The sequence below is a fragment of the Antiquaquibacter soli genome (assembly GCF_030580675.1).
GTDB lineage: Bacteria > Actinomycetota > Actinomycetes > Actinomycetales > Microbacteriaceae > Rhodoglobus > Rhodoglobus soli.
In genome coordinates, this window is record NZ_JAUQUB010000001.1 from 1953743 (window position 1) to 1980297 (window position 26555).

At 69.5% G+C, this 26555-nt stretch carries 33 protein-coding genes and 2 pseudogenes; 8 read left to right on the forward strand and 27 right to left on the reverse strand.

The features are described 5' to 3' along the window. Positions 1–18: 18 nt before the first annotated feature. The gene (locus Q5716_RS09695; RefSeq protein ID WP_305002870.1) at positions 19–894 is read left to right on the forward strand and encodes a LysR family transcriptional regulator ArgP; all 876 of its coding nucleotides are present in this window, start codon (positions 19–21) and stop codon (positions 892–894) included. On the opposite strand, the gene Q5716_RS09700 is transcribed toward Q5716_RS09695, so the two are convergent. The 6 genes from Q5716_RS09700 to rplS all read right to left on the reverse strand — a co-directional run bounded on the left by Q5716_RS09700 (position 885) and on the right by rplS (position 3886). Further along, positions 885–1136: a hypothetical protein gene (locus Q5716_RS09700; protein WP_305002871.1), complete on the reverse strand. Its 252-nt coding sequence runs from the start codon at positions 1134–1136 to the stop codon at positions 885–887. The two genes, Q5716_RS09695 and Q5716_RS09700, sit on opposite strands and share 10 nt — an antisense overlap. 78 nt (positions 1137–1214) lie before the next feature. Next, positions 1215–1721: an AAA family ATPase gene (locus tag Q5716_RS09705; protein WP_305002872.1), complete on the reverse strand. Its 507-nt coding sequence runs from the start codon at positions 1719–1721 to the stop codon at positions 1215–1217. Continuing rightward, the gene (locus Q5716_RS09710; protein WP_179497896.1) at positions 1718–2041 is read right to left on the reverse strand and encodes a DUF2469 family protein; all 324 of its coding nucleotides are present in this window, start codon (positions 2039–2041) and stop codon (positions 1718–1720) included. Before Q5716_RS09710 ends, Q5716_RS09705 begins: the two co-directional genes overlap by 4 nt. Positions 2042–2053: 12 nt before the next feature. Further along, positions 2054–2701: a ribonuclease HII gene (gene rnhB, locus Q5716_RS09715; protein WP_305002874.1), complete on the reverse strand. Its 648-nt coding sequence runs from the start codon at positions 2699–2701 to the stop codon at positions 2054–2056. After that, complete coding sequence (gene lepB / locus Q5716_RS09720) at positions 2701–3471, reverse strand: signal peptidase I (RefSeq protein WP_305002875.1); 771 nt, start codon at positions 3469–3471, stop codon at positions 2701–2703. Before lepB ends, rnhB begins: the two co-directional genes overlap by 1 nt. Positions 3472–3538: 67 nt before the next feature. Next, positions 3539–3886, reverse strand: a complete 348-nt coding sequence (gene rplS / locus Q5716_RS09725; protein ID WP_305002876.1) for a 50S ribosomal protein L19 — start codon at positions 3884–3886, stop codon at positions 3539–3541. Positions 3887–4102: 216 nt separating this feature from the next. Here rplS and Q5716_RS09730 point away from each other — a divergent pair, with 216 nt between their 5' ends. Beyond that, entirely contained in the window at positions 4103–4726 is a 624-nt protein-coding gene (locus tag Q5716_RS09730) for a TetR/AcrR family transcriptional regulator (RefSeq protein ID WP_305002877.1), read from the forward strand. Beyond that, entirely contained in the window at positions 4723–5490 is a 768-nt protein-coding gene (map, locus tag Q5716_RS09735) for a type I methionyl aminopeptidase (RefSeq protein ID WP_305002878.1), read from the forward strand. Before Q5716_RS09730 ends, map begins: the two co-directional genes overlap by 4 nt. On the opposite strand, the gene Q5716_RS09740 is transcribed toward map, so the two are convergent. From Q5716_RS09740 to Q5716_RS09790, 12 genes and pseudogenes are all read right to left on the reverse strand, one after another. After that, positions 5467–5922, reverse strand: a complete 456-nt coding sequence (locus Q5716_RS09740; protein ID WP_305002879.1) for a hypothetical protein — start codon at positions 5920–5922, stop codon at positions 5467–5469. The two genes, map and Q5716_RS09740, sit on opposite strands and share 24 nt — an antisense overlap. Further along, positions 5919–6602, reverse strand: a complete 684-nt coding sequence (gene trmD, locus Q5716_RS09745; protein ID WP_305002880.1) for a tRNA (guanosine(37)-N1)-methyltransferase TrmD — start codon at positions 6600–6602, stop codon at positions 5919–5921. The genes Q5716_RS09740 and trmD overlap by 4 nt, the downstream gene beginning before the upstream one ends. 36 nt (positions 6603–6638) lie before the next feature. Beyond that, positions 6639–7196 carry a ribosome maturation factor RimM gene (rimM, locus tag Q5716_RS09750; protein WP_305002881.1) on the reverse strand — a complete coding sequence of 186 codons (558 nt, stop codon included), beginning with the start codon at positions 7194–7196 and terminating at the stop codon, positions 6639–6641. A 2-nt stretch (positions 7197–7198) separates the two neighbouring features. Further along, positions 7199–7435 carry an RNA-binding protein gene (locus Q5716_RS09755; protein WP_305002882.1) on the reverse strand — a complete coding sequence of 79 codons (237 nt, stop codon included), beginning with the start codon at positions 7433–7435 and terminating at the stop codon, positions 7199–7201. A gap of 2 nt (positions 7436–7437) precedes the next feature. Then, positions 7438–7977: a 30S ribosomal protein S16 gene (gene rpsP / locus Q5716_RS09760; protein ID WP_305002883.1), complete on the reverse strand. Its 540-nt coding sequence runs from the start codon at positions 7975–7977 to the stop codon at positions 7438–7440. A gap of 169 nt (positions 7978–8146) precedes the next feature. Further along, positions 8147–8872: pseudogene (locus Q5716_RS09765) on the reverse strand (amidase family protein); the annotation flags it as partial. Between the two features lie 52 nt (positions 8873–8924). Further along, positions 8925–9494: pseudogene (locus Q5716_RS15955) on the reverse strand (amidase family protein); the annotation flags it as partial. A 9-nt stretch (positions 9495–9503) separates the two neighbouring features. Continuing rightward, the gene (locus Q5716_RS09770) at positions 9504–10409 is read right to left on the reverse strand and encodes a DMT family transporter (protein WP_305002884.1); all 906 of its coding nucleotides are present in this window, start codon (positions 10407–10409) and stop codon (positions 9504–9506) included. A gap of 78 nt (positions 10410–10487) precedes the next feature. Then, complete coding sequence (locus Q5716_RS09775) at positions 10488–11279, reverse strand: LLM class F420-dependent oxidoreductase (protein WP_305002885.1); 792 nt, start codon at positions 11277–11279, stop codon at positions 10488–10490. Between the two features lie 36 nt (positions 11280–11315). Continuing rightward, positions 11316–12122, reverse strand: a complete 807-nt coding sequence (locus Q5716_RS09780) for an LLM class F420-dependent oxidoreductase (protein ID WP_305002886.1) — start codon at positions 12120–12122, stop codon at positions 11316–11318. Then, entirely contained in the window at positions 12119–13675 is a 1557-nt protein-coding gene (gene ffh / locus Q5716_RS09785) for a signal recognition particle protein (protein WP_305002887.1), read from the reverse strand. The genes Q5716_RS09780 and ffh overlap by 4 nt, the downstream gene beginning before the upstream one ends. A 38-nt stretch (positions 13676–13713) precedes the next feature. Further along, positions 13714–14010, reverse strand: coding sequence for a hypothetical protein (locus Q5716_RS09790; RefSeq protein WP_305002888.1), 297 nt, complete (start codon positions 14008–14010; stop codon positions 13714–13716). A 14-nt stretch (positions 14011–14024) separates the two neighbouring features. Between Q5716_RS09790 and Q5716_RS09795 the strand changes: the two genes are divergently transcribed. Then, positions 14025–14543, forward strand: a complete 519-nt coding sequence (locus Q5716_RS09795) for a gamma carbonic anhydrase family protein (protein ID WP_305002889.1) — start codon at positions 14025–14027, stop codon at positions 14541–14543. Here Q5716_RS09795 and Q5716_RS09800 read toward each other — a convergent pair. Next, positions 14540–14830, reverse strand: a complete 291-nt coding sequence (locus tag Q5716_RS09800; RefSeq protein ID WP_305002890.1) for a hypothetical protein — start codon at positions 14828–14830, stop codon at positions 14540–14542. The genes Q5716_RS09795 and Q5716_RS09800 overlap by 4 nt on opposite strands. Positions 14831–14873: 43 nt before the next feature. Here Q5716_RS09800 and Q5716_RS09805 point away from each other — a divergent pair, with 43 nt between their 5' ends. Further along, positions 14874–15230, forward strand: coding sequence for a hypothetical protein (locus Q5716_RS09805; RefSeq protein ID WP_305002891.1), 357 nt, complete (start codon positions 14874–14876; stop codon positions 15228–15230). Here Q5716_RS09805 and Q5716_RS09810 read toward each other — a convergent pair. From Q5716_RS09810 to smc, 3 genes are read right to left on the reverse strand one after another with little or no spacing between them, the layout of a single operon-like run. Beyond that, positions 15227–15661 carry a hypothetical protein gene (locus Q5716_RS09810; protein ID WP_305002892.1) on the reverse strand — a complete coding sequence of 145 codons (435 nt, stop codon included), beginning with the start codon at positions 15659–15661 and terminating at the stop codon, positions 15227–15229. The two genes, Q5716_RS09805 and Q5716_RS09810, sit on opposite strands and share 4 nt — an antisense overlap. 41 nt (positions 15662–15702) lie before the next feature. Continuing rightward, the gene (gene ftsY / locus Q5716_RS09815) at positions 15703–16572 is read right to left on the reverse strand and encodes a signal recognition particle-docking protein FtsY (RefSeq protein ID WP_305002893.1); all 870 of its coding nucleotides are present in this window, start codon (positions 16570–16572) and stop codon (positions 15703–15705) included. Then, complete coding sequence (gene smc, locus Q5716_RS09820) at positions 16572–20075, reverse strand: chromosome segregation protein SMC (protein ID WP_305002894.1); 3504 nt, start codon at positions 20073–20075, stop codon at positions 16572–16574. Before smc ends, ftsY begins: the two co-directional genes overlap by 1 nt. Before the next feature lie 111 nt (positions 20076–20186). Between smc and Q5716_RS09825 the strand changes: the two genes are divergently transcribed. Genes Q5716_RS09825 through Q5716_RS09835 form a run of 3 tightly spaced genes read left to right on the forward strand, consistent with a single transcriptional unit; the run spans position 20187 to position 23013 of the window. Then, the gene (locus Q5716_RS09825; protein ID WP_305002895.1) at positions 20187–21242 is read left to right on the forward strand and encodes a GNAT family N-acetyltransferase; all 1056 of its coding nucleotides are present in this window, start codon (positions 20187–20189) and stop codon (positions 21240–21242) included. Between the two features lie 44 nt (positions 21243–21286). After that, entirely contained in the window at positions 21287–21892 is a 606-nt protein-coding gene (locus Q5716_RS09830; RefSeq protein ID WP_305002896.1) for a TetR/AcrR family transcriptional regulator, read from the forward strand. A gap of 26 nt (positions 21893–21918) precedes the next feature. Further along, positions 21919–23013 carry a Zn-dependent alcohol dehydrogenase gene (locus tag Q5716_RS09835; RefSeq protein WP_305002897.1) on the forward strand — a complete coding sequence of 365 codons (1095 nt, stop codon included), beginning with the start codon at positions 21919–21921 and terminating at the stop codon, positions 23011–23013. Between the two features lie 8 nt (positions 23014–23021). Here the strand turns inward: Q5716_RS09835 and Q5716_RS09840 are convergent, their stop codons facing one another. Genes Q5716_RS09840 through Q5716_RS09860 form a run of 5 tightly spaced genes read right to left on the reverse strand, consistent with a single transcriptional unit; the run spans position 23022 to position 26551 of the window. Then, on the reverse strand, positions 23022–24164 hold the full coding sequence (locus Q5716_RS09840) for an acyl-CoA dehydrogenase family protein (protein WP_305002899.1): 1143 nt from the start codon (positions 24162–24164) through the stop codon (positions 23022–23024). 34 nt (positions 24165–24198) lie between these two features. Then, positions 24199–25077 carry a bifunctional DNA-formamidopyrimidine glycosylase/DNA-(apurinic or apyrimidinic site) lyase gene (gene mutM / locus Q5716_RS09845; protein ID WP_305002900.1) on the reverse strand — a complete coding sequence of 293 codons (879 nt, stop codon included), beginning with the start codon at positions 25075–25077 and terminating at the stop codon, positions 24199–24201. A gap of 1 nt (position 25078) precedes the next feature. Then, positions 25079–25792, reverse strand: coding sequence for a ribonuclease III (rnc, locus tag Q5716_RS09850; protein ID WP_305002901.1), 714 nt, complete (start codon positions 25790–25792; stop codon positions 25079–25081). Positions 25793–25796: 4 nt separating this feature from the next. After that, positions 25797–26000: a 50S ribosomal protein L32 gene (gene rpmF / locus Q5716_RS09855; RefSeq protein WP_305002902.1), complete on the reverse strand. Its 204-nt coding sequence runs from the start codon at positions 25998–26000 to the stop codon at positions 25797–25799. 2 nt (positions 26001–26002) lie between these two features. Next, positions 26003–26551 (reverse strand): YceD family protein, encoded by a 549-nt coding sequence (locus Q5716_RS09860; RefSeq protein WP_305002903.1) that lies wholly within the window; start codon positions 26549–26551, stop codon positions 26003–26005. Between the last annotated feature and the right edge of the window lie 4 nt (positions 26552–26555).

Here is a 26555-nt window from a genome sequence, read left to right on the forward strand (position 1 = left end):
GTCCATTAGAGTTCCTTCATGGACCTCTCGCAGCTCCAGGCCCTCGCCGCGACCGTGGACGGCGGCACCCTGGAGGCCGCCGCCCGAACCCTCCATGTCACCCCGTCCGCGATCAGCCAGCGGATCCGCGCGCTCGAGAACTCCGTCGGCAGCGTGCTGCTCGCCCGCTCCAAGCCCGTCGTGCCCACCCCCGCGGGCGTCGCCTACCTTCGCTTGGCGCGTCAGATCGATGCGCTCGCGACGGATGCCGCGGCCGAGGCGACCGGCACCGCCGAACAGCTGCCGCGCATCCCGATCGCCGTCAACGGCGACTCCCTCGCGACCTGGGTCATGCCCGCCCTCGCCGAGCTCGCCGGCGACATGGTGTTCGACATCCACCGGGAGGACCAGGACCACTCCGCCCAACTTCTGCGCGACGGAACCGTCATGGCCGCGATCACCACGGAGGCGCGGCCGGTTCAGGGCTGCACGTCCGTGCGACTGGGCGCGATGCGCTACCGCCCCGTCGCCTCGCCCGAGTTCGCCGAGCGCTGGTTCGCTAGCGGGGTGGATGCCCGAAGCCTCGCGGTGGCGCCCGTCGTGGTGTTCGACCGCAAGGACGACATCCAGGACCGTTTCCTGCGCTCCGCGGGGCCGGGCCTCACACCACCTCGGCATTACGTGCCCGTGTCGGCCGACTTCGCGGAGGCCGTGCTCCTCGGGTTCGGCTGGGCGATGCTGCCCGACCAGCAGTCTCTCGAGCCCGAGCGGGAGGGCCGGCTCGTGGAGCTCAGCCCGACCGGCCACGACACCGTCGTGCTGCATTGGCAGCAGTGGTCCCTGCGGACGACCGCACTCGACCGTGTCGCCGCCGCGATCGCCGCCGCGGCGGCTCGCAGTCTCGATCAGTCGTAAACGCGGACGACGCCCCACTCCTCGCCGAAGCGGCGGATGTCGAACATGCGCGACACCTCGTCGTCATCGGTGCCCTGGAACCGCCAGCCCTGCAGGTCGAGCGGGTGGGTCATGCCGACGAGCTCGTCCGCCAGCCGGGTCGGGGTATCGGTGACGCGGTAGTAGCGCCCCTCCCAGACGAGGCCGTAGGGCACACCGCCCTCGAACCAGACGCGCAGACCGGTGGCGTGCAGAACGCTCATGACAACTCCCTCGACAATCGAACTCGTGTTCGAATGCTACGCCGCCGAATGGCGACACGCCAAACGTATGTTCGAATGTCAGGGAACCATCGCGGAGACCGCCTCCGCGACGGCGGATGGCGAGAGCTCGGTGGTGTCGATCATCGTGGATCGCGACTCAAGCCAGGGTCGCGCGGCCTCGTACGCGTCGACCTGCTCGAGCCGCCACCGTCGCGCCGATCTCTCACGGAGGTCCCGGCGAATGCGCCTCTCCAGTGCCGCCCGGTCGACGTGCAGCGTGACGGCGACGACCGGCTCGCCGATGCCGGCGAGCAGCTCGTCCCAGTACGCCTCGACGAAGACCGACTGGGGAACGACGACCACTCCACCGAGTTCGTCATGAACCGACCGCACGAGATCCGCGGCGAGCACGCGCCAGGCGGGCCAGTCCTGGAAGTTGCGGACGGGCCGCTTCGGGCCGAGGATCGGCTGGAGGAGGTAGCCGGGCTGCTCGGCGTCGACGACGGTGACATCCGGTCGGGCCTCGAGCGCCCGGCAGAGCGTCGTCTTCCCGGCGCCGAACGGGCCGTTGACCCAGAGGATCACTCGTCGAGCGCGAGTTCCTTGGGGAGCTCAAGCTCCTTGGCGGAGAGCTCCTCGACGTTGACGTCCTTGAAGGTCAGCACCCGCACCGACTTCACGAACCGGTCGGAGCGGTAGACGTCCCACACCCACACGTCGTTCATGGTGAGCTCGAAGTAGAAGTCGTGCTCGGTGTCCTGGCGCACTAGCGTGACCTCGTTGGCGAGGTAGAAGCGCCGCTCCGTCTCGACGACGTAGCGGAACTGGCTCACGACGTCCCGGTACTCCCGGTAGAGCGCCAGTTCGACCTCGCGGTCGTAGTCCTCGAACTCGTCCTCATCCATGGTTCAGACAGTCTAAGCCGTGCGCTCGTGCAACCAGGTCTGGCGGTGCATCGCCGACGGTCCGAGCGAGGCGATCGCCGCGTAGTGGTCGGCGGAGCCGTAGCCCTTGTTGCCCGGCCAGCCATAACCGGGATGCACGGAGTCCGCGTCGATCATGATGCGGTCCCGGTGCACCTTCGCCACGACCGACGCCGCCGCGACGGACGCGCAATCACGGTCGGCCTTGACGCGGGTCTGCACTCGAGGCGGCTTGGTCAGTGCGGGGGTGAGCCAGTCGTGAGCGCCGTCGAGCAGCACGATCGACTCGTGGATCGCGACCTCGGCCTCGTGCAGCTCGACGAGCGCGCGGCGGCCGGCGAGCCCGAGAGCGGCGATGATGCCGATCGAGTCGACCTCGTCGGCGGTCGCGGCCCCGATCGCGGTGTAGCGCGACCACGCCCGCGCCACGGGAGCGAGCTCCTCGCGGCGCTTCTCGCTCAGCAGCTTCGAGTCGCGAAGCCCGGTCGGGATGCCCCGCACCCCCACCTCCACGACGGAGAGGCCGACGACGACCGGGCCGGCGATCGCCCCGCGACCGACCTCGTCGCATCCGATCACGAACCGGGCGCCGGACCGCAGGAGCGCCCTCTCGACGGCGAGCGTGGGGTCAGCGACCGCCACTACTTGCCGGCCCCAGCCTCGTCGACGCCGGCGAACGTCAGCGGGTAGTTGTCGAGCCACGCCCAGCGGTCGATCGGCCAGCTGATCAGTAGCGCGCGGCCGACGACGTTGTCGATCGGCACGAACCCGCCGGTCGGGTCGTCCTTGTGGAACGACGAATCCGCGGAGTTGTAGCGGTTGTCGCCCATGACCCACAGCGACCCCTCGGGTACCGTGACGTCGAAGTCGTCGCGCGTGGCCTTCGTGCTGCCGCTCGGAATCGTGATGTACGGCTCGTCGAGCGGCACGTCGTTGACGACGAGCTGCCCGAAGTCGTTGCAGCACACGACGTGGTCGCCCGGCAGCCCGATGATGCGCTTGATCAGGTGGTCGTTCGAGTCGGGGGCCGTCAACCCGACGAACGAGAGCAGGGCATCCACCGCCCCGACGAGCCAGTTGGTGGGCTCCTGGACCGTCGGCGACAGCCAGCCGCCCGGGTCGCGGAACACCACGACGTCGCCGTGCTCGAGCGGCATCAGGTCGGGGGTGAGCTGGTTCACGATGATGCGGTCGTCGATGTGGAGCGTCTGCTCCATCGATGACGAGGGGATGTAGAACGACCGGATGAGGAACGTCTTGATGAGGAAGGAGATGACGAGAGCCGCGAGGAAGATGAGCAGGACGTCGCGGAGGAAGAGCTTCCAGCCCTTGCCCGCGGGCCGCTTGCCGTCGGACTCGGCGCGCCTGTCGTCGGACGCGGCGACCGCCTCGTCCCTGGTGTGATCTGTCATTAAACCCCTGAGCTCCCTGCAAGCATACGTCGCAGGGAGCCCAGGAAAGTTGACACGCGGGAGGCGCTTAGAAGTCGCGCTTCTCCTTGATCTTCGCCTTCTTTCCGCGCAGGTTGCGGAGGTAGTAGAGCTTGGCACGGCGGACGTCACCGCGGGTGACGACCTCGATGTGGTCGATGACCGGGGAGTGCACCGGGAAGGTGCGCTCGACGCCGACCTGGAAGCTCACCTTGCGGACCGTGAAGGTCTCGCGGACGCCCTCGCCGGAGCGGCCGATGACGACGCCCTGGAAGACCTGGATGCGCGAGCGCGAGCCTTCGATGATGTTCACGTGCACCTTGACGGTGTCACCGGCACGGAAATCGGGGATGTTGTCCTTGAGGGACGCTGCGTCAACGCTGTCAAGGATGTGCATGGTTGTTCGCTCTCTGCGCCCGCCACAGGTCGACCGCGGTGTTGATAAGTTCAGAAAAGGTGGAGGTGTGTCACATAGACTGCCGGAACCCCTGTGGCAGAGCCGGAACAGGACACGATCGAGAATTCTCTCACAGATGATGCTCGGCGTGCCACTCAGCCGGCTCATATGGCCGAGCACTATCGTCGGGGGTACGACCAGAAAGTTCACTCCCGTATGAATCTCCCCGCCACCGCCCTGTCCGTCCGCGCCGAGCCTGTGCAGCAGCGCAGTGCCGAGCGCATCACCAGCCTCCTGGATGCCGCGGCCGAGCTCATCGACCAGAACGGCATCGACGGCCTCACCACGAGCGACGTCGCGACCCGATCGGGCTCCTCGGTAGGCGTGGTCTACCGCTACTTCCCCAACATCCAGTCGCTCCTCAAGGCGCTCGCCGCACGCAACCTCGACCGCTTCACCACCCGGCTCCACGAGCTGCTCCCCGCGAGCGCCGCGGATGCGCTGGGCGCGATGAACGGAGTCGTGGACGCCTACCTCGAACTCGCCCGTACCGAGCCCGGCTTCCGGGCGCTTCGCTTCGGCGACGTGATCGACGACCGCTTCATCCGAGAGAACCCGGGAGCGACCTCGGCCCTGTCGAAGCTCTTCACCGATCTCCTGGTGACGCGCTACGAGCTCAGTCCCTCCGACGAGCTCGCATTCGACATCGAGGTGCTCGTCGAGATCGGCGACGCACTCCTGCACCGCGCGTTCCGGTACGACGCAGCGGGCGACGAGCGCTACATCGCACGCCTCCGCGAGATCGTCGCCGACTTCCTCTCCCAGCACTCCGCGTCGTGATCGAGCTGCGCACTCCCGCCGAGCTCGAGAAGATGCGGGTCGCCGGCGAGTTCGTCGGCAGTGTGCTCACGGCGACGGCCGCGGCATCCGCGGTCGGCGTCAATCTTCTCGAACTCGACGCCCTCGCTCACGACATGATCCGTGAGCGCGGGGCGGAGAGCTGCTACATCGACTACCACCCGTCCTTCGGCGGCTCTCCGTTCGGCAAGGTCATCTGCACCTCCGTGAACGACGCGGCCCTCCACGGACTGCCGCACGACTACCGACTGCAGGACGGCGACGTTCTGAGCCTCGACTTCGCCGCGTCCGTCGACGGCTGGGTCTCCGACTCGGCCGTCACGATCATCGTCGGCACGCCGCGCCCGCAGGACGAGCGACTCATCGAGGTCACCTCCCGCGCCCTCGATGCCGGGATCGCGGCGGCCGTGGTCGGCAATCGAATGGGGGATGTCTCGGCCGCCATCGGCGCCGTGGCCCGTAAGGCCGGGCTCAAGGTCAACCTCGACTTCGGCGGTCACAGCGTCGGCCGCGTCATGCACGGCGACCTCCACGTGCCCAATGACGGCAAGCCGAAGCGCGGGTTCCCGCTTCAGGCCGGACTCGTGTTCGCGATCGAGCCGTGGTTCATGCTCGGCACGAAGAAGATCTACACCGATGCCGACGGCTGGACGCTGCGCAGCGACGACGGGTCGCGCGCCGCCCACTTCGAGCACACCGTCGCGGTCACCGAGGACGGGCCGCTAGTCCTCTCCGCCCGCGAATAGCTCGTCCATCTCCGCGTCGTCCGCAGTCCCCTGCGGTGAGGCGGCACGGGCGAGTCGGGCGCTCGTCACGCCCAGCACGATGGTCACGGCGATCGCGAAGAGGATGAGAACGGGCCAGAGGAACAGCCCGGCGACGATCGCATCCTCCGCGAACGACGTGCCGATGAGCGCCGCGACGATGGCGACGAGGATGCCGATCATGATCGCCTCGGTCCGCGTCACGACGCGGGGCTTGCGGAACATCAGGATCGCCTGGTTCACGGCGAGCGAGATGACGAGGCCCGGGAGCACGAACGCCCCGTCGACGACGAACTGGATCGAGACGAAGCTGCCCGGGAAATCCGGCCAGGCGAACGCGACGAGCGTGTAGACGATGTGAGCGAGCAGCACGACGGCGAGCGCCGGCTGCACCCAGAGCCAGAATCGAGTCACGAGTCCCCCAGGAGATCGGGCCGAACACGGCGGGTGCGCTCGAGCTGCTGCTCGTAGCGCCAGGAGGCGATCGCGCCGTGGTTGCCGCTCAGGAGAATCGGGGGCACGGGCATCCCCCGCCACTCGGCCGGCTTCGTGTAGCTCGGATACTCGAGCAGGCCGCCCTCGTGGCTCTCCTCGTCGAGACTCTCCGGATTGCCGACGACACCGGGCACGAGCCGACCTACGGCCTCGATCACGGCCATGGCCGCTACTTCCCCGCCGTTGAGGACGTAGTCGCCGAGGCTCAGCTCGCGCACGCGGGCGACGGATGACGCGTAGTCCACGACGCGCTGGTCGATGCCCTCGTACCGACCGCACGCGAACACGAGCCGCGCCTCCGTCGAGAGCTCACGGGCGATCGCCTGCGTGAAGCGCTCCCCCGCCGGGCTCGGCACGATGAGGACGGACTCCGGGGTGAGCACCTCGTCGAGAGCCTCGCCCCACGGCTCCGGTCTCATCACCATGCCGGCACCACCGCCGTAGGGGGTGTCATCGACCGTGCGGTGCCTGTCGTGCGTGTAGTCGCGAAGGTCATGGACGGCGATGTCGATGAGGCCGCGATCGCGCGCCTTGCCCAGCAGCGAGACGTCCAGCACCCCGAAGAACTCGGGGAAGATCGTCACGATGTCGATGCGCACCCGACCAGCGTAGACGGCTGAGGCGCGCACCGCGGGTCACACCTCGTCGTCGGGCAGGTCCTCGAAGAGACCGAGCGGCGGAGTCACCGTCAGCGTGCCCGCGGCGATGTCCACGGTCGGCACGATGGCCTTCACGAACGGGACGAGGATCTCGCCGTTGGGGGTCGTGACAGCGAGGAGGTCCTGCGCTGGCAGGTGCTCGACTCGGGCGACGGTGCCGACGCTCTGACCGTCACGGAGCACCGAGAGGCCCACGAGCTGGTGGTCGAACCACGCGTCCTCTTCGGGCGCCTCCGCGGGGTCCTGCTCGATCCACAGGATGGCCTTGATCAGGGTCTCCGCGGTCGTGCGGTCGTCGACGTCCTTGAAGAACGCGACGGGGTGGCTGTTGAACCACTTGAGTTCGGCGAGCTCGAGAGTCTTACCGTGCCAGGGCGACGACGTCGGAACCTGGAGAGTGAACACGGCGCCCGGAACGAAGCGTCGTTCCGGGGCGTCCGTGTACAGCTCGAGTTTGATCGCGCCCTTGAGCCCATGGGCCTTCGTCAATCGCCCCACCCGGAGCTGGGTGCCGGCAGCCTTCTTGGCGGCCACCGCTACTGGTCGGTGTCGACGACGTCGACACGCACCCGACGGCCGTCGGCGAGCGCCGCGACCAGGGTGCGGAGTGCCTTCGCCGTGCGGCCGGCACGCCCGATCACGCGGCCGAGGTCATCGGGGTGCACGCGCACCTCGAGGACATCACCACGCGGGGAGTTCTTCGCGGAGACCCGCACCTCGTCCGGGTGATCGACGATCCCCTTCACGAGGTGCTCAAGAGCGGGAGCGAGCAAGGTCAGGCCTTGTCGGCGTCGTCGGCCGCGGGCTCCTCAGCAGCAGCATCCGCCGCCGCCTCGGTCTCGTCGCCGACAGCGGGCGCCTCATCGGCGGCCTCGGGGGCGGGGGCCTCCTCGGCGGCGCCATCGCTCACGGGGGCCTCGACCTCGGCGACCTCGGTCTCCTCGGCGACGGGCTCGGCCTTCTTCTCGGCCTTCGGCTTGAGGACGGGCTTCTTCTTCTCGTCCGCGACGAACTCGGCCTTGGCCTCCGCCGTCTTCACGGTGCTGACCGCGTTCTTGTCGCCCTTGAACTTGCCCCAGTCACCGGTGAGCTTCAGGAGCGCCTCGACCTGCGGCGACGGCTGGGCGCCGACGCTCAGCCAGTACTGCGCGCGCTCGGAGTCGATCTCGATGAGCGAGGGCTCCTCGGTGGGGTGGTACTTGCCGATCTCCTCGATCGAACGGCCATCGCGCTTGGTGCGCGAGTCCGCGACGACGATGCGGTAGTAGGGCGCACGGATCTTGCCGAGGCGCTTCAAACGAATCTTTACAGCCACAATTCTCCAGAATTAGAGGGATGTCGTGCTCGAGAGCCGTGGGCGTGGGGGCACACTCGGCGTCGAAAGCTCTGATGGATCCTCTCGCGCGCCTGATTAGAGGGTCGGGCGGCAGAGGACTCGACTGGCTATTCTGCCACGGTTTTGCCCGAGAGCGGGAATCCTGGTCTCACCGATCGCGCCCGGGGGCGACGCGCGGCCACGGGCGCAGCCGCTCGAGCTGGGCGGCGAGCGAGAGCAGGAGTGCCTCGCCGGCTCCGTCCGGTCGCGGCGGCGCCACGAGCTGCACGCCGAGCGGGACGCGGGCGGCGGCGTGCCACCCCGCGGGGACGCTCGCGGCCGGCCAGCCGAGCAGGTTCCACGGCGACGCGAACGGGGCGTAGCGGATGTTGGCCCTCATGTTCGCGAACCAGCTCTCGCGGTGCCAGTCGATGGCCGGGATGCCCGGCTGCGCGAGCGACGGCGTGACGAGCACATCGAACCGCTCGAAGAATGCCGTCGTCGCCGCGCGGAACGCGTCCACCGGCCGCGGGTCGCGCGCCGCCCGGGCGAGCACGCGACCCCAGCGCGCGTGGGTGCGGATGCGCGGCTCGAGGCGGCGGCGGTCGAGGAGCGCCGCATCCGTCTCGGTGCCGGCGAACCACCGGGCGAGGAGGGGGATCGGATTGGACGGGTACGGGAAGACGGCCTCGGTCACCGAGTGCCCCGCGTTCGACAGTGCGTCGGCCGTCTCGCGGAGGCCCCGCACCCACTCGGGATCTACAGGGGCGAGCGGGGATGCGGCTCCCGGGGCGACCGCGATGCGCAGCGGTCGGTCCGGCTCGCGGACATCGGCGAGAGCCGCGCGCCCGGCCAGCACGGAGAGCATGAGTGCGGCATCCGCCACGGTCGTCGCGAGCGGGCCGTTCTCTCATGCCGAACCAGGCGTCGACGCCGATGTCCTGCGGCACGAGACCGGAGCCCGGCTTGAGACCCACGAGCCCGCAGTTCGCCGCGGGGATGCGGATGGAGCCCATCCCGTCGTTGCCGTGGGCTATCGGCACGAGACCCGACGCGACAGCGGCGGCGGACCCTCCTGACGATCCCCCCGCGGTGCGGTCGCGGTTCCAGGGGTTGCGCGTGATGCCGTAGACCGAGTCGGTCGCGCCGAAGACGCACAGCTCGGGGACCTTCGTGATGCCGACGACGACGGCTCCGGCTGCGCGCAGCCGGGCGACCACCTCGTGGTCCCGCGCCTGCGGGGTGGCGTCGGTCGCCGCCGACCCGTCCCGGAGCGGCTCGCCGGAGACGGGGATGTTGTCCTTGACCGCCACCGGCACGCCCGCGAGCGGGAGGACGGCTCGATCGCCCCGCGCATCGACGCCGGCCGCCTCGGCCAGGGCGTGCTCCGATCGCACGATCTGGAACGCGCCCACGTCGTCGCCGGAGATCCGCTCGAGTGCCGCTCGCGTCTCGGCGAGCGCCGAGCTCGCGCCGGACCGGACGTCAGCGGCGATCTCGACGGCAGTGCGCTCCATGGAGCGATGCTACGCGGTGGTCGCCTTCGTGCGGGGCTTCCGGCGCGAGAGGGCGACACCGAGAAGGCACACCGCTCCGCCGAGGATGGCAAGCGGTGCGGGCACCTCCGCGAAGAAGAGCAGGCCCATGACGATCGCGAGGGGCGGGACGATGTACGTCGACACGCCCAGCTGGCCGGCGGGCATCCGGGAGAGCGCGAACGCCCACGTGCTGAAGGCGAGGGCCGTCGGGATCGCCCCCAGGTACACCACGCCGAGGAGCGCGCTCGGCGGCGCCGATTGCACGTCGCGGACGAGGTCGGCGGTGAACGGCAGGCACACGAGGAACCCGATCGCGCAGCCCATCCATGTCACCTGGGCGTTCGGCAAGCGGCGCAGCGTCGGCTTCTGCAGCAGCACGCCCGCCGCATACGTCACGGCGGCCACGAGCGCCCACAGGACGCCGGGATCGGTGAACGAGGTGCCGCCCGTGGCGACGCCGATGAGGATGACGCCGACGAATGCCACCGCGGCGCCGATCGCCAGCCACGTCGAGAGCCCCTCCCTCAGGAACACCGCTGCCCCCAGGGCGATCAGGATCGGGCCGATGTTGACGATCATCGCCGTCGTGCCTGCGTCGATCGTCTGCTCGGCGATGTTCAGGGCGACGTTGTACGCGCCGAACCACAGCACGCCGAAGCCGAGGAGCTGCAGCCACTCCGTGCGATTGGGCCACACCCATCGCCGCCCGAGCAGCACGACGATGCCGAGCAGGAGGGTGCCCACCGCAAGTCGGCCGAGCGCGAGCGCGCCCCCGGAGAAGTGGCCCGCGGTGCCGCGGATCACGATGAAGGCGCTCGCCCACGCGACGATCGTCACGGCGATGGCGACGAGCACGATCGGGGTCACCCGGGCGGGGGCGGTGCTGGTGGTCATGCGCTCACGCTAGTGCCGCCCGCCGACGAGAGCGGCGGCATCCGGACTCGTTGTCCGAATGCCGCCGAAAGTTGGCGGTCAGGCGTTGCGCGAGTCGCGCCAGCGGATCCAGTGCTTGACCGTCTCGAGATCGTACTCGGGGCCGCTGATGCCCAACGTGAAGAGGGTCACGCCTGCATCGAGCAGCGCGTCGGCCACCGACTCGTCGCGATTGCGAAGCTCGTTGGAGAGCTCGATCTCGCTCACGTCGCGGCCGACGGCCTCGCCGTGCTCGGCGAGGATCTCGAGCTTGCGCGGCAGGTCCTCCGGCGAGACGAAGCTGTGCCAGATGTCGGCGTGCTGGGCGACGATGCGCAGGGTCTTCTTCTCCCCCGAGCCGCCGATCAGGACCGGGATGTCCCGCGTCGGTGCGGGGTTGAGCTTGGTCCAGCGCTCCTCGATTCGCGGCAGAGCAGCCGCGAGCGCGTCGAGGCGGGAGCCTGCGGTGCCGAACTCGTAGCCGTACTCGTCGTAGTCGCGCTCGAACCATCCCGAGCCCGTGCCGAAGATGAACCGGCCCGTCCCGGTCGACCCGGCGCTGATGTGGTCGATCGTGCGGGCCATGTCCGCCTGCAGGTCGGGGTTGCGGTAGCTGTTGCAGTTCACGAGGCTGCCGAGCTCGACGCGGCTCGTGAGCTCGGCCCACGACGCGAGCTCCGTCCAGGCCTCGAAGTGGAGTCCGTCTGGCTCGCCCGAGAGCGGGTAGAAGTGGTCCCAGTTGAAGAGGATGTCGACACCGAGCTGCTCGAGCTCGACGACGGTCTCCCGGATGTGCTGGTAGGTGGCGTGCTGAGGCTGGACCTGGATGCCCAGGCGAATCGATCGAGTCATCCCCTCCACGCTACTCCGGCTCGCGGGGGGAATCCGTCACGCCAGGCTGTCGCGCCAGCGCAGGAGGTCTCGGATCGGGCCCAGATCATAGTCGGGCCCGTCGACGGCGGCGATGAAGGTCGTCACCCCGAGGGAGAGCTGCTCGTCGAGCACGGAACGGTCGAGGCTGCCGAGCGACCGCACGCTCGTGCCCGACGAGATCTCGATCTCGCCGATGTCCCGGCCCGCCTCCTCGCACCACGCACGGAGCACCCCGAGCTTGTGCGGGAGCTCGGCGGGCGGCACGAACGTGTGCCAGATGTCGGCATACCGGGCGACGAGGCGCAGCGTCTTGCGCTCCCCGGCGCCTCCGATGAGGATCGGGATGCTGCGCGTCGGCGCCGGGTTCAGGGCGGCCCAGCGGTTCCGGATCCTCGGAAGAGCGTCGGCGAGCACGTCGAGCCGGGACCCGGGCGTGCCGAACTCGAAGCCGTACTCGGTGAAGTCTCGCTCGAACCAGCCCGAGCCGAGGCCGAGCAGGAAGCGACCGCGGCCGGATGACCCGGAGCTGATGTGGTCGATCGTGCGCGCCATGTCGGCGACGAGATCGGGGTTGCGGAACGGGGCGCTCGAGACGAGCGGCCCGAGCTCGACCCGGCTCGTGGCCTCGGCGAGCGCAGCGAGGAGCATCCAACCCTCGAAGTGCGCGTCGTCGGGATCGCCCGTGAGGGGGAAGAAGTGGTCCCAGCCCAGCAGGAGGTCGACGCCGAGTTCTTCAGCGCGCAGCGCCGCATCGCGCAGCTGCGGCACCGTCGCGTGCTGGGGAGCGAGCTGCACCCCCACCCTGATGGGGCGCCCGGTCATCCCCGGCCGAGGAACTTCTGCAGGCTCGCGAGCTCCTCCTCGCTCGGGCCGCCCGCCTTCGAGCCGAGCCCGAAGCCCGACCCGGCAGGGGCACTCGGCGTGAGCGACTTGCCGGCGGCGAGCGCCGCGTTCTCCGCCGCCCGCTTCGCGGGGTTGCCCGACCGGGAGGTCTTGCCCTTCTTCTTCGACGATCCACCGCCGAAGCGCTGACCGGGAATCGGTCCCATGCCGGGAATCTGCGGCGTGCCGCCCTTCGCGACGGTCTTCATCATCTTCGCGGCCTGCTCGAAGCGGTTCACAAGGGCGTTGACCTCGGTCACGGTCGTACCCGACCCCTTGGCGATACGCAGTCGGCGCGAGCCGTTGAGCACCTTGGGCTGCCGGCGCTCCTGGACCGTCATCGACTGGATGATGGCCTCGGTGCGGGTGATCTCGCTCTCGTCGAAGTTGTCGAGCTGCTCGCGCATGCCCTTCGCACCGGGCAGCATTCCGAGCATCCCCTTGATGGAGCCCATGTTCTTGAGCTGCTGCATCTGCGCGAGGAAGTCCTCGAGCGTGAAGGAGTCCGTCGCGAACTTCTCGGCGGTCTTGCGAGCCTCCTCCTCGTCGAAGGCCTTCTGCGCCTGCTCGATGAGGGTGAGGATGTCGCCGAGGTCGAGGATGCGGCTCGCCATGCGGTCCGGGTGGAACTGCTCGAAGTCGTCGAGGCCCTCCCCCGTCGACGCGAACATGATCGGGCGACCGGTGACGGATGCCACGGACAGCGCGGCACCGCCGCGCGCGTCTCCGTCGAGCTTGGAGAGCACGACGCCCGTGAAGTCTACGCCCTCCTGGAAGGCGCGAGCCGTCTGGATGGCGTCCTGACCGATCATGGCGTCGATGACGAAGAGCACCTCGTCGGGGTCGATGGCCTTGCGGATGTTCGACGCCTGCTTCATGAGCTCGGCATCCACACCCAGGCGGCCGGCGGTGTCGACGATGACGACGTCGTACTGCTTCGACTTCGCGTGCTTGACGGCCTCCTTGGCGACCTTCACGGGATCGCCCGTGCCGTTTCCCGGCTCGGGGGCGAAGACGGGGACGCCCGCCTGCTCGCCGACGACCTGGAGCTGGGTCACCGCGTTCGGGCGCTGGAGGTCGGCCGCGACGAGGACGGGAGTGTGGCCCTCGGAGCGCAGCCACTTGGCGAGCTTGCCGGCGAGCGTCGTCTTACCCGCGCCCTGGAGGCCGGCGAGCATGATGATCGTCGGCGGCTGCTTGGCGAACTCCAGCCGCCGCTGCTGTCCGCCGAGGATCGTGACGAGCTCCTCGTTGACGATCTGCACGACCTGCTGGGCGGGGTTGAGCGCCTTGTTGACCTCGTCGCCGAGGGCGCGCTCCCGGACGCGACCGGTGAAGTCCTTGACGACCTCGAGCGCAACGTCCGCGTCGAGGAGTGCGCGGCGGATCTCGCGGACGGTGCCGTCGACGTCGGCGGGGCTGAGCTTGCCCTTGCCGCGGAGGTTCTTGAAGGTATCGGCGAGGCGATCCGTGAGGGTTCCGAACATGGCCATGGTGCACTCAGCTTAACCGAGCCCCGCCGTGCGGTGCCTCAGTTCAGCTGGAGGACGGCCCAGAGCACGATCGGCCCGCCGACGACGAGGGCGATCGAGAGGTAGGCGACCGACCGCGTGGCGGGATCGACCATGAGCCGGACCGCACGGTAGATCGTGGAGACGGCAAGGACCAGGCCGACCGCGAAGAGCGCCGCCGAGACCACCAGGAAGGGCAGCTCCGCCGGCAGGAACTCGAGCAGCACGATCGAGAGCAGGAGCGCGCCCTCGGCGAGCGCCGCAAGCAGGAACTGCCGCGTGGTCGCGGCTCCGGGTGCGGGCGGAGTGGGGCTCATGGTGTGATTGTGCCATGGCCCTCCTCGTGCCGCTCGGCGGCTCCTCCCCCCTCGTGCCCGACTCCGCCTTCGTGGCCCCGACTGCGACGCTCGTCGGGGCGGTGACGCTCGGTCATCGCGCGAGTGTGTTCTACGGCGCGGTGCTGCGCGCGGACGTCGACTCGATCGACGTGGGCGAGGGCACGAACATCCAGGACAACGTCGTCATCCACTGCGATGCGGGAGTGCCGGCGCGACTCGGGGCGCGCATCAGCGTCGGTCACGGCGCGATCCTCCACGGGTGCACCGTCGAGGACGACTGCCTCATCGGCATGGGCTCGACCGTGCTCAACGGCGCGATCATCGGAGCGGGATCGCTCGTCGCCGCCGGTGCGGTCGTGCTCGAGGGCACGGTCGTGCCGCCGGGGTCACTCGTCGCCGGAGTACCGGCGAAGGTGCGGCGCGAGCTCACCGCGGAGGAGCAGGCGGGCATCCGCGACAACGCGCAGCGCTACCTCGCGACCGCGGCCGCACACGCGGAGGCGACGCTCTAGGATCTGGCCTGCACCGAGAGCACGATGACCGCGATCAAGGGCGCGAACGCCACGAGAATCGTGATGATCGCGAGCGGGCGCGAGTCGCCGCGCACGAGGTTGATCACGGCGATCACGAGCGACGCGAGCACGAGCACGGCCGCGGCGATGAAGATCACCTGGTAAACCAGCGAGCCGGCGCCCGACCCGTCAAGCGCAGCGGAGACGCCGGTCGCGAAGGACCAGGCCATGAGGCCGACGCCGACCACGGCGGCGAGCAGGGGGATGACACCACGGCGTGCGTTCATGGCACCACCGTAGTGGTGCGCGGGCATCCGTAGAATCCTCGGCATGGACCCTGCGTGGATCGAGCACCGCCGCGGCGGCGACGGCGAACTCCTCGGATGGATGCGACCGGAGGGCGACGGCTTCGTGGTGATCGACCTCCTCGGCCGCGATCGGACCGACGCCGTCGACTGGCTCACCGCCGAGGAGACGCTCGACTCGATCGGCATCGGCTACCTCGCCGACCTGTACGAGCTTCGCCTCGACTCGGGTGAGTGGCTTCGCGTGCGCCTCGCCGAGGTCTCACCGACGCGCATCGTCGCCAAGCAGGACGACTTCGGTGCGGTGGGCATCCCCCAGGTCTACTTCCCGCTGCCGTTCCCGATGCCCGAGACGCTGCGGCCGCTGACCCCGCTCGCCTAACGCGTCAGAACCACCACGAGGTTGATCACGAAGATCAGCACGCCGATGGCTCCGAGGACGAACGGCCAATACCTCAGGGGGACGAAGAAGAACGTCGAGACGGGGTTGGTCCAGACCTGCTGACCGGTCTCCGGGTGCAGCACCGGGATGACGCGGTGGGTGCGCACCGCACCCGCCTCGTCTCGCACCGGCTCGGCGAGCTTCTCGTACATGACCGCGGGGCGGGGCTTGTCGATGTACGTGCCGACCACGAACCGAGTGAACACCCACAAGAGGGCCGCGCTCAGCACGAGGCCGATGCCCACGAACACTCCGTTGATCGGACCGCTCGACGCCACGAGCCCCGTCACACCGGCGATACCGAAGCCGAGCAGCACTCCGAGGCCGACGAACAGCAGGACGAGGGTTCCCCAGCGGGACCAAATAATCATGCCCCCATCTTGACACCCGTTTGGGGGTCACGACGCCAGAATCAGCCGACGAGCCCCTGAACGAACACGTGCGGGGTGAACCCCGTGAGGTCTCCGATTCCCTCGCCCTGGCCGACGAGCTTGATCGGGATGCCGGTCTTCTCCTGCACAGCGAGCACGAAGCCGCCCTTCGCCGAGCCGTCGAGCTTGGTGAGCACGAGACCCGTCACACCGGCGTGCTCGATGAAGGCCTCCGCCTGAGCCAGTCCGTTCTGGCCCGTGGTCGCATCGAGAACGAGCAGCACTTCGGCGATCTCGGTCTGCTTCTCGATGACGCGGCGGATCTTCGAGAGCTCGTCCATGAGGCCGCTCTTGGTCTGGAGGCGCCCCGCCGTGTCGATGATCGCGATGTCGATGCCCTCGCGCTGAGCCCGTTCGACCGTCTGAAAGGCGACGGATGCGGGGTCCTGGCCCTGCTGCTGCGGTCGTACGATCTCGGCTCCGCCGCGCTCCGCCCACGTCGCGAGCTGTTCGACGGCCGCAGCGCGGAAGGTGTCCGCCGCGCCGACCACGACCGAGCGACCGTAGCCGACGAGGAACCGCGCGAACTTGCCGATCGTCGTCGTCTTGCCGACGCCGTTCACGCCGACGACGAGCACGACGGCGGGGCGGGCGGTGAGGCGCAGCGTGGGGTCGAGCTTCGCGAGCCGCTCCTCGAGGCTCTCGCGGAGCATCCGCTTCAGGTCGGCGGGGTCGGTCGTGCGGTATTTTGCGACGTTCGCGCGCAGCTCCTCGACGACGGCGTCGGCGATGTCGGGGCCGAAGTCGGCCGCGAGGAGCGCGTCCTCGAGGTCCTCCCACGTCGACTCGTCGATCGTGGCCCGCGAGAACATGCCCTTGAGCGCTCCGGAGAGCGACCAGCTCGGTGCCATCAGCTCGCCTCCCGCTTGCCGTCGCCCACGCGCTGCCCGACGACGGCGCTCACGCCGTCCTGACGCATCGAGACGCCGTAGAGCGCGTCGGCGATCTCCATCGTGCGCTTCTGGTGCGTGATGACGATGAGCTGGGACGACTCCCGCAAGTCCTCGAAGATCGTGAGGAGCCGGCCCAGGTTGGCGTCGTCGAGCGCTGCCTCGACCTCGTCCATGATGTAGAACGGGCTGGGGCGCGCCTTGAAGATCGCGATGAGCAGGGCGACCGCGGCGAGCGAGCGCTCCCCGCCCGAGAGCAGCGACAGCCGTTCGATCTTCTTGCCCGCCGGCTTCACCGTGACCTCGATGCCGGTCGTGAGCATGTTCTCCGGGTCGGTGAGGTGGATGCTCCCCGTGCCGCCGGGGAAGAGGATCGGGAACACCCGGTTGAAGGCCGCCTTCGTGTCGTCGAACGCGCTCGAGAAGATGTCCTGCATCTTCTCGTCGAGCTCCTCGATGATCGTCAGCAGGTCCTTGCGGGTGTTCGTGAGGTCGGTGAGCTGCTCGGTGAGGAACTTGTGGCGCTGCTCGAGCGCGTCGAACTCCTCGAGGGCGAGCGGGTTGACGCGACCGAGCTGCGCGAGCTTGCGCTCGGCGGACGCCAGGCGCGCCTGCTGCTCGGCGCGGTTGAACGCCACCGGTTCGTCGGAGTCCGGCACCGGCACGGGCACCGCGGGGCCGTACTCGGCCACGAGCACGTCCTCGACGAGACCGAGCTCCTCCCCCGCGCGCTCCAGGAGCGTCGACAGGTGCAGCTTCTTCTCATAGATCTGCATCTCGAGGCCGTGGACGTTCTCGCTGATCGCCGCCAGTCGCTCGCGGAGGGCCGTCTCCTCGCGGCGCAGCGCCGCGAGCTCCTCGTTCTGAGCGCTGCGCTCGGCCTCCGCGGCCGCGAGCTCCAGGCGCGCCTGCGAGACCGAGCGGTCGACGGCATCCAGCACCGCGGGCAGGGCGGCGATCACCTCGTTCGCGGCCGCGATCTGCCGCTGCCGGATGACGGCGAGTCGCGCCTGCTCCTCGGCGGCCTCCCGCTCGGCGACGAGCTGGGCGGCGAGCTGGTCGGCGCGCGCTCGCTCGGCGCGCACGCGCTCGCGAATGGTCTCCAGCTGGATGCGCAGCTCGAGCTCGGCGGCGCGCGCCGACTCGACCTCGGCGAGCACCCCATCGCGAGCCGAGACATCCAGCATCGGGCGGGGCATCGCCTCGTACTCGTCGTGGGCGGCCTTAGCGCGCTCGACTTCCGCCTCGGCGTCGCGCACCGCCTCCGTCGTGGTCTCGAGCGACTGCGAGAGGCGCTCCCACTCCGCCTGGGCGGCCTCGAGCTGGATGCGGTACCGGCCGAGCTGCTCGGACTGGGCGGCGAGCTGGGCGTCGTACTCGCGCAGCGCCTCGAGGGCCGTCGCGGCATCCGTCTTCGCCGTCTCGAGGGCCCCGCGCTTCTCGGCGAGCGCGAAGCGGGTGCGCTCGATCTGGGTGGTCACGGTGGCGAGCTTGGCTGCTGCCGCGTCGCGCTCGGCGACGAGCTCCAGTCGGGAGCGCTTCGCGCCCGACCCGCCCCGCAGCACGTAGCGGGTGAGCACGTCGCCCTGCTTCGTCACGAAGGTCGCAGTCTCGGGTGCGCTCGACCACGCGGCCCGGGCGGCGGCGAGGTCGTCGGCGACGAGGACGGAGGCGAGGAGGCCGAGCACTCCCCCGGGTGCGGTCACGACGTCGGCGGCGGAGCGGATGCCCGGGGCGCTGAACCCCGGTGCGGCGGGAGCCGAGGCCTCCGCCACGACGACCTCGACGCGGCCGAAGTCCTTGTCGGCGGAGTGCGAGAGCGCGTCGAACGCGGCATCCTGCGTGTCGGCGAGCACGGCGTCGGCGAGCGAGCCGAGGGCCGCGGCGATGGCGGCCTCGAAGCCCGGCTCGATCTTGACGTGCTCGGCGACGAGACCGCGGATGCCCGAGAGCTTCGCACCGACGAGGGCGCTCGAGCCGTCCTTCTGGTCGACGGCGAGGGAGAGCGCCGAGCTGCGAGCGGCCAGGGCGTCGCGCTCGCGCTCGGCGGCGTGCAGATCGTCGCGGAGCTGCTCGATGTCGGCTTGGAGCCCAGCCACCACGGCCTCGGCAGCCTCGTACGCCGCGTCGAGCGAGCCGTCGCCCTCCGACGTCGTCGCAGCCTCGGCCTCGAGGGCCACGAACTCCGTGCGGGTCGAATCGCGCCGCTGCTCGGCGGCCTCCAGCGCGTTCTGCTGCCGCAGCAGCTCGCCGCGCGCGGCCGCGAGCGTCGAGCGAGCGACGTCGACGCGAGCGGCAAGGCCGGCGAGCTCGAGCTCGTGCTTCGAGACGAGCGCGCTCTGCGCCGAGATCTCCTCGTCGAGGGAGTCGAGGGACGCCTTCGCGGTCGCGGTCGCCGCCGCCGCCGTGCCGACCGCCTCCTCGGCGTCGGCGACGCCCGCGGCGAGCCGTTCGGCCTCGTCGAGGGCCTCCTGCACGCTCGCCTGGCTGATCGTCGATCCCACAGTGGGCCCCTCTGCCTGCTGGCTGAGCAGCGCGAGCCGCTGGTTGGCGAGCGTGAACAGGCTGCGCAGGCGCTCCTGGGCGCTCTCGAGTCCGAACGCGGTGCGGCGGGCGAGGTCGACGGCGTCGCCCACCTGCGCCTGCTCGAGTCGGCCCTCCCGGAGCTTCGCCTGGTCGAGCTGCTCCTGCAGCACGATGCGCTCGGTCTTGCGCTCCGACTCCGAGCGCGAGAAGTCGGTGATCTGCGCGCGCAGCTCGACCACCTCGTCCGCGAGGAGCCGGGCGCGGGCATCCCGCACGATGGAGGCGATGGATGCGGCCTCCTTGGCGATCTCGGCCTGCTGGCCGAGCGGCTTGAGCTGGCGGCGGATCTCGCCCGCGAGATCGCTCAACCGCGTGAGGTTGGCCTGCATCGCGTCGAGCTTGCGGAGGGTCTTCTCCTTGCGGCGGCGGTGCTTGAGGATGCCCGCCGCCTCCTCGATGAACCCGCGGCGGTCCTCGGGGGTCGCGTGCAGCACGGCGTCGAGCTGCCCCTGGCCGACGATGACGTGCATCTCACGGCCGAGGCCGGAGTCGCTCAGCAGCTCCTGGACGTCAAGGAGACGGCACTGCTCGCCGTTGATCGCGTACTCGCTGCCGCCGTTGCGGAACAGCGTGCGGCTGATCGTCACCTCGGAGTACTCGATCGGCAGCGCGCCGTCGGCGTTGTCGATGGTGAGGATGACCTCGGCGCGGCCGAGCGGGCCCTTCGTCGCGGTGCCCGCGAAGATGACGTCCTCCATCTTGCCGCCGCGGAGCGTTTTCGCGCCCTGCTCGCCCATGACCCAGGCCAGGGCATCCACGACATTGGACTTGCCCGAGCCGTTCGGCCCGACGACGCACGTCACACCCGGTTCGAACGCGAAGGTCGTCGGCTGTGCGAAGGACTTGAACCCCTTGAGGGTCAGGCTCTTCAGATACACAGGCGGCCCTTCAGGTCGGAAGCGAGCGGATAGTCAACGGTACTAGATCGTGACCTGCGCGGCGGGGCCGGCGTTGTAGCCTACAAGGCTGCCGACACCCAGGAGGACGCCGTGCTCATCGACGAGCTGCCCATCCCCGTCGCGCTCGACGCGCCCGGGGGCGCCGAATTCGCCCGCGCCGTCGAGATCGGCAATGCCGTCGAGGCGATCGCCTACGGCACCGCCGACATCGCCTACCGCCCCGAGGAGGAGCTGCCGCACTGGCGCGACCGGCACTCGCCTCACCGCCTGCTGCTCGCCCGCGTCGACGGCGAGATCGTCGGTCGGGCGTCGTACGAGACGAAGGCCGCGGAGGACACCGATACGGCGTGGATCGGCGTGAACGTGCTGCCGGAGTTCGAGGGCCGCGGTATCGGGCGCGCCCTCGCCGACGCGGTGGAGGAGCTCGCGGCATCCGAGGGTCGCACGAAGCTGCTCGCCTACACGGGCACCACCGAGAAAGGCGGGGAGCGGCTGGCCTCGCCCACCGGGTTCGGCTCGGTGCCGCGGGATGCTCGTGCCACGCGATTCCTCCTCGCGCGCGGATACTCTCTCGAACAGGTGGAGCGGGTGAGCCGACTGGGCCTGCCCGTGGACGGCCTCGACGCCCTCGTCGCCGACGCCAGTGCCGCGAGCGGGCCGGACTACCGCGTCGTCACGTGGATCGGCGGCACGCCCGAGCGCTGGCGGTCCGACCTCGCGCTGCTCGGCACGCGGATGAGCACGGATGCCCCGAGCGCGGGCCTCGAGGAGCCCGAGGACGTGTGGACCGTCGAGCGTATCGTCGAAGCGGACGAGCGGGACCTCGCGAGCCCTCGTACCCGACTCACGGCGGCCGTCGAGCACGTGCCGACGGGTCGGCTCGTCGGCTTCTCCGTGCTCTCCGTGCCCGCCCAGAGGGAGCGCTGCGTAGACCAGTACGCGACACTCGTGCTCCGCGAGCACCGCGGCCACCGGCTCGGGATGCTCCTCAAGGTGGCGAACCTCGCCCACCTCGAACGGGAGCGGCCGGGGCATCCGTCGGTCCTCACGTTCAACGCGGAGGAGAACCGGCCCATGCTCGATGTCAACGAGGCGGTCGGATTCGTGCCGATCGCGCACGAGGGGGCGTGGCGGAAGGACCTCTAGGTCACTTTCTGTACAAGTGTCCAGCAGAGGCGTACCATCATCCTGTGAGCGACGCGGCGAGTACCAATGCATCAATCCGCCGCACCATCGGGGCCACCGGAGATCCGCGCGTCGCACGCACCCGCTCAGCCATCGCTGCGGCAGTGCACGCGTTGAGCGATCGCGGCGAGCCGATCACCGTCGCGTCGATCATCCGCGAGGCGGGCATCAGCCGCGCGAGCTTCTACTCTCACTACGCCAGCCTCGACATGCTCGCTGACACAATGCGTCGCGACGCCTTCGTGACCATCAGCGACATCTACGCTCACGATCCACGCGACCGCGCCGACGCCATGTGGACCTCACACGAACTCCTCGTCGCGCACTACGCAGAGAATCGCGCGCTGTACTCCGCAGTCGCCGCTCTCCCCGTGTCCAAAGACGGCTACCTCGCCGGCGTGCGCTCGATGGCGGCGCTCATCGAAGAAGCTCTCGACACTCACCCGAACCGCCCCGCGGACCTCCAGCCTGAAGCGACCGCGCGCTACATCGCCGGTGCCGCTCATGGCCTCCTGGATGCCTGGATCACCGACGAGGTCACTCTCAACGAACAGGAGCTGGTCGAACACCTCACCCGACTCCTGCCGTCGTGGTTCAGCGGACTTCGCTGATACCTACCCGAAGGAAAGGAACACCCATGAAGGCCACCATTGTGCGCGAAATTGGCGCAGGCTTCGTCACCGAAGACGTGCAGATCGCCGCCCCGATCGGGCGCGAGGTCCTCGTCGACGTGAAGGCGTCGGGACTCTGCCACACCGACCTCACCTACTCGCGCACCAACCTCGGGAGCTCCCTGCCGATGTTGCTGGGGCACGAAGTCGCCGGCGTGGTCGCCCAGGTCGGCCCCGACGTGACGGAACTCGCCGTCGGCGATCATGTGGTCGGATGCCTCGTGCAGTCCTGCGGACGGTGCACGGCCTGTCTCACCGGCCGGACGTTCCAGTGCGAGCACCCCGAGGCGACGCTGCGCCACGAGGGTGAGCCGCCTCGGCTCAGCGTCGGCGGCGAGCCCCTGGCTCAAGTGTTCGGCCTCGGTGGGTTCGCCCAGCAGGCGCTCATCCACGAGAACCAACTCGTCAAGGTGAGTGAATCCATCCCGTTCCCTCAGGCTGCCCTCCTCGGATGCGGCGTCGTCACCGGAGCGGGAGCTGTGATCAACACCTCCAACACCCAGGCGGGCGACTCGATCGTCGTGATCGGCGCCGGCGGCGTCGGTCTCAACGCCATCAACGGTGCCCTCGTTGCGGGAGCCTCGACGATCATCGCGGTCGATGTCGCGGACGACAAGCTCGCGAAGGCGCGGCGGTTCGGGGCGACCCACACCATCAACTCGACGAAGACGGATGCGGTCGCCGAGGTGATGGCGATCACCGGTCGGGGTGCCGACGCCGCGTTCGATTTCGTGGGCATCCCGGCGGTGACCCAGTCGGGCCTCGACATGATCCGCCCCGGTGGCGGGCTGTATCTGATCGGGATCCTCGATCCCTCGGCCACGCTGCCCCTGCTGACGATTGGGCTGATCGGAACGCAGAAGCGTATCCAGGGCGTCTACATGGGATCCACGACTCCGAAGCACGACATTCCGCTGTACGCGGACCTGTACCTGCAAGGCCGGTTCAACCTCGACGACCTGCTGTCTCGCGAGATCGCACTTGACGAAGTCAACGAAGGGTACGACGCGCTCAAGGATTCCGAGGTGACCCGAGTCGTCATCACGAGCGGACTCAGCTAGCTCGGCGATTAGAACGCCGAGAGCCCCGTGAGCGCACGACCGATGACGAGGGTGTGGATGTCGTCGGTGCCCTCGTAGGTGCGCACCGCCTCGAGGTTGGCGAGGTGGCGCATAACAGGGAACTCGTCGGTGACGCCGTCTCCGGCGAGCACCTCACGGGCAGCCGAAGCGATACGGATGGCCTCGCGCACGTTGTTGAGCTTGCCGACGCTCATCGGCAGCGGGGCGAGAGCGTGCGCGTCTTTGAGCGAGGCGAGGTGGAGGGCGAGGAGCATCCCCTTCTCGAACTCGACGAACGCGTCGGCGAGCCGGGCCTGCACGAGCTGCTTGGCGCCGATCGGCCCGCCGAACACCTCACGCGCCGTCGACCGCTCGATCGCGGCGTCGAGGCACGCGCGCGCGGCGCCGAGCGCTCCCCAGGCGATGCCGTAGCGCGCCTCCGTCAAGCACGTGAACGCGGCCGAGAGCCCGGTGGCCCCGGGCAGCTCCTCGGCGCGAGCCCCGTCGAGCACGACGTCGCACTGCAGCGACGCACGAAGGGCGAACTTTCCCGTGATGTCGGTCGCCGCGAACCCCGGGTCGGTGGTCTCGACGAGAAAACCGCGGATGCCCTCCGCAGTCTTCGCCCACACGACCGCGACGTCGGCCACCGAGGCGAGGCCGATCCAGCGCTTGACGCCCGAGATCCGCCAGGATCCCCCGTCGCGCACAGCCGTCGTCTCCAGCGCCGCAGAGTCGCTGCCGCCCTGCGGCTCGGTCAGGCAGAAGCAGCCGAGGAGCTCCCCCGCCGCCATGCCGGGAAGCCAGCGCTCTCGCTGCTGCGGTGAGCCGAGCTTCGCGATCGCGCCCATCGCGAGCGGCCCCTGCACCGACAGGAACGTCCGCCACGAGGTGTCGACCGCCTCGAGCTCGTAGCATGCCAGCCCGTACGAGACGGCGTCGGCGCCGGCACCCGGCCCCGCAATGCCCATCCCGATGAGCCCGGCCCCGGCGAGAAGGCGCACGTACTCGCGGCGGAACACCGCCGACTCGGCATCCGAGTCGATCGTCTCGGCGATCACGGCCCCGGCGATGCGCGCTCGATCGCGCCACGATCGCTGCTCGTCGGTGAGGAGGGACTCGAGTCCGAACGCGGCTTCCGTGACGCTCATGGCTCGACGATAGCCCCCGGATGCCCGGCGCGCGCTAGGTGGACGCGGGGCGCACCCGCTGGCAGTACGGGCAGAAGTGCGAGCCCCGGTTCATGAACTGCTCGCGCACGATCGGGCGACCGCACCGCGGGCAGGGCTTGCCCTGCTGCCCGTACGCGCGGAGCGAGTGGGCGAAGTAGCCGGACTGCCCGTTGACATTGAGGTACTGCGTATCAAAGCTCGTGCCGCCCTCCTCGAGTGCGCGGGCGAGCACGGCCCGCACCTCCGCGAGCAGGAGCTTCGACTTCGGCAGACTGAGCGCTGACGTCGGCTGGTCGTAGTGGATGCGCGCGGCCCACAGCGACTCGTCGGCGTAGATGTTGCCGATGCCGCTCACGAGCGTCTGGTCGAGGAGAGCGCGCTTGACGGTCGTCTGACGCGAGCGCAGCCGTGCGTGGAACCGGGCGTCGTCGAAGAGCGGGTCGATCGGGTCTCGGGCGATGTGCGCGACCTGACTCGGGATGAGCTCGTCGGAGTCCGCGGTGGGCACGAGGCGGTCGATCGCCATCGAGCCGAAGATGCGCTGGTCGACGAAGTTCACGCGCAGCGGCCCGTGGCCGGGATGCTCGAGCTCCAGCCGGATGCGCGTGCGCGGGTCATCCGTGCCGGGGGTCCGCAGCAGCACCTGCCCGCTCATTCCCAGGTGGACGACGACCGCCTCGTCGGCGTCGTCGAGCGGAATCCACAGGAACTTGCCGCGTCGGCGGGGGGCGAGCATCCCGCGTCCCGTCAACCGGCCCGCGAAGTCCTCAGCGGGTCCGTCATGACGGCGCAGGGAGCGCTCATCGAGCACGGAGACGGCGGCCACGCGGGCGCCGGTGACCGCGGGGGCGAGGCCGGCGCGCACGACCTCGACTTCGGGAAGCTCGGGCACGTCAGGCCGACTGCAGGATCGTCCACGCCTCAAGCGCCGCGGCCATCTCGGCCTGCTTCTTGCTCGAGCCGGAGCCGGTCGCGACCGCGGTGCCGCCCAGCAGCACGGTCGCGTGGAACCGCTTGGAGTGGTCGGGGCCGGAGTCCTTCACCTGGTAGCTCGGCAGCCCACGACCGACCCTCGCGGCGAGCTCCTGCAGGCTCGTCTTCGGGTCCATCGCGGCGCCGAACCGCTCGGGGTTGTCCAGGAGCGGACGGATGAGCCTCAGCACGAGGTCAGTGGCGTGCTCTCCCCCACGATCGAGGTAGGTGGCGCCGATGAGGGCCTCGACGGTGTCCGCGAGGATCGACGACTTGTCCCGACCGCCGGTCTGCTCCTCGCCCTTGCCGAGAAGGAGGAACCTGCCGAGACCAATCGATCGGGCGACCTCGGAGAGGGCGGCGCTCGAGACGAGGCTCGCCCGCCGCTTCGCGAGCTCCCCCTCGTCGAGCTCGGGATTGTCGCGATAGAGCATGACCGTGACTGCTTGCCCGAGGATCGAGTCGCCGAGGAACTCGAGTCGCTCGTTGTGAGCCAGGCCGCCGTGCTCGTACGCGTACGAGCGGTGAGTCAGGGCAAGCACAAGTAGCTCGGGGTCGATATCGACCCCGAGCACTGTGGTGAGCTGGTCAGCGTCGGCCGGCGATGAGAGCTCGTCGCCCGAGGCGCGAGCCATCGGATCAGACGTCGGCGACCTTGCGGCCCTTGTACTCCATGTACAGGGGCGTGCCGGTCGAGTCCTCGACGACCTTCGCGCGGTGCGGGAGGCTGTAGGTGACCTTGCCGTTCTCGATCGTCTTGACGAGCGTGGGGGCGTCAGCCTTCCACTGGGCGCGGCGCATGCGGGTGGATGCCCGCGACATCTTGCGCTTGGGAACTGCCATGGTTATCTCTTCTCTGCTTCAGACTCTGTGTCGGTGAGGCCCTCAAGGCCGGCGAGCGCAGCCCACCGTGGATCGACGGGCGCCTCGTGCTCGTGACCGGGGTTGTCGAGAAGCCGCACCCCGCACTGGGGGCACAGGCCGAGGCAATCTTCCTGACAGACCGGCTGGAACGGTAGCGACAACACCACCGCATCCCTGACTACGGGCTCCAGGTCGATGTAGTCATCGTGGATGGTGTAGTCAAAAGCTTCGTCCTCAGAATACGCGAAAAGCTCCTGGAATTCGACTTCGACGGGCAGCGAGACGTCGACGAGGCACCTCACGCACTCGCCCTCCGCGACGGCATCCACATCGCCAGAGGCGAGGATGCCGTCGTGGAGGGACTCGAGTCGGACGTCCACGTGCACGCTCGAACCCTGCCGAACGCCGATCACGGCGTTGCCGAACCCTTCGGGCTCGGCGACGTCGAACGACTTCTCCCGCATCTCCCCCGGCTTGTGCAGGAGGTCGATGACGGAGACGGCGTACGGGGACTGGGGCTTCGTGGACACGAGG

What these genes read in the sequence shown, in the direction of transcription:
- rnc (WP_305002901.1), bottom strand. Translation starts at nt 25,792, where the DNA reads ATGGCTCGCGCCTCGGGCGACGAGCTCTCATCGCCGGCCGACGCTGAC.
- Q5716_RS09780 (WP_305002886.1), bottom strand. Translation starts at nt 12,122, where the DNA reads ATGACCGGGCGCCCCATCAGGGTGGGGGTGCAGCTCGCTCCCCAGCAC.
- lepB (WP_305002875.1), bottom strand. Translation starts at nt 3,471, where the DNA reads ATGACAGATCACACCAGGGACGAGGCGGTCGCCGCGTCCGACGACAGG.
- Q5716_RS09795 (WP_305002889.1), top strand. Translation starts at nt 14,025, where the DNA reads ATGGCCCTCCTCGTGCCGCTCGGCGGCTCCTCCCCCCTCGTGCCCGAC.
- Q5716_RS09800 (WP_305002890.1), bottom strand. Translation starts at nt 14,830, where the DNA reads ATGAACGCACGCCGTGGTGTCATCCCCCTGCTCGCCGCCGTGGTCGGC.
- ftsY (WP_305002893.1), bottom strand. Translation starts at nt 16,572, where the DNA reads ATGGCACCGAGCTGGTCGCTCTCCGGAGCGCTCAAGGGCATGTTCTCG.
- ffh (WP_305002887.1), bottom strand. Translation starts at nt 13,675, where the DNA reads ATGGCCATGTTCGGAACCCTCACGGATCGCCTCGCCGATACCTTCAAG.
- Q5716_RS09835 (WP_305002897.1), top strand. Translation starts at nt 21,919, where the DNA reads ATGAAGGCCACCATTGTGCGCGAAATTGGCGCAGGCTTCGTCACCGAA.
- Q5716_RS09775 (WP_305002885.1), bottom strand. Translation starts at nt 11,279, where the DNA reads ATGACTCGATCGATTCGCCTGGGCATCCAGGTCCAGCCTCAGCACGCC.
- Q5716_RS09790 (WP_305002888.1), bottom strand. Translation starts at nt 14,010, where the DNA reads ATGAGCCCCACTCCGCCCGCACCCGGAGCCGCGACCACGCGGCAGTTC.
- Q5716_RS09810 (WP_305002892.1), bottom strand. Translation starts at nt 15,661, where the DNA reads ATGATTATTTGGTCCCGCTGGGGAACCCTCGTCCTGCTGTTCGTCGGC.
- Q5716_RS09770 (WP_305002884.1), bottom strand. Translation starts at nt 10,409, where the DNA reads ATGACCACCAGCACCGCCCCCGCCCGGGTGACCCCGATCGTGCTCGTC.
- Q5716_RS09700 (WP_305002871.1), bottom strand. Translation starts at nt 1,136, where the DNA reads ATGAGCGTTCTGCACGCCACCGGTCTGCGCGTCTGGTTCGAGGGCGGT.
- Q5716_RS09840 (WP_305002899.1), bottom strand. Translation starts at nt 24,164, where the DNA reads ATGAGCGTCACGGAAGCCGCGTTCGGACTCGAGTCCCTCCTCACCGAC.
- rpmF (WP_305002902.1), bottom strand. Translation starts at nt 26,000, where the DNA reads ATGGCAGTTCCCAAGCGCAAGATGTCGCGGGCATCCACCCGCATGCGC.
- rplS (WP_305002876.1), bottom strand. Translation starts at nt 3,886, where the DNA reads ATGCACATCCTTGACAGCGTTGACGCAGCGTCCCTCAAGGACAACATC.
- Q5716_RS09730 (WP_305002877.1), top strand. Translation starts at nt 4,103, where the DNA reads ATGAATCTCCCCGCCACCGCCCTGTCCGTCCGCGCCGAGCCTGTGCAG.
- Q5716_RS09805 (WP_305002891.1), top strand. Translation starts at nt 14,874, where the DNA reads ATGGACCCTGCGTGGATCGAGCACCGCCGCGGCGGCGACGGCGAACTC.
- Q5716_RS09710 (WP_179497896.1), bottom strand. Translation starts at nt 2,041, where the DNA reads ATGGATGAGGACGAGTTCGAGGACTACGACCGCGAGGTCGAACTGGCG.
- Q5716_RS09695 (WP_305002870.1), top strand. Translation starts at nt 19, where the DNA reads ATGGACCTCTCGCAGCTCCAGGCCCTCGCCGCGACCGTGGACGGCGGC.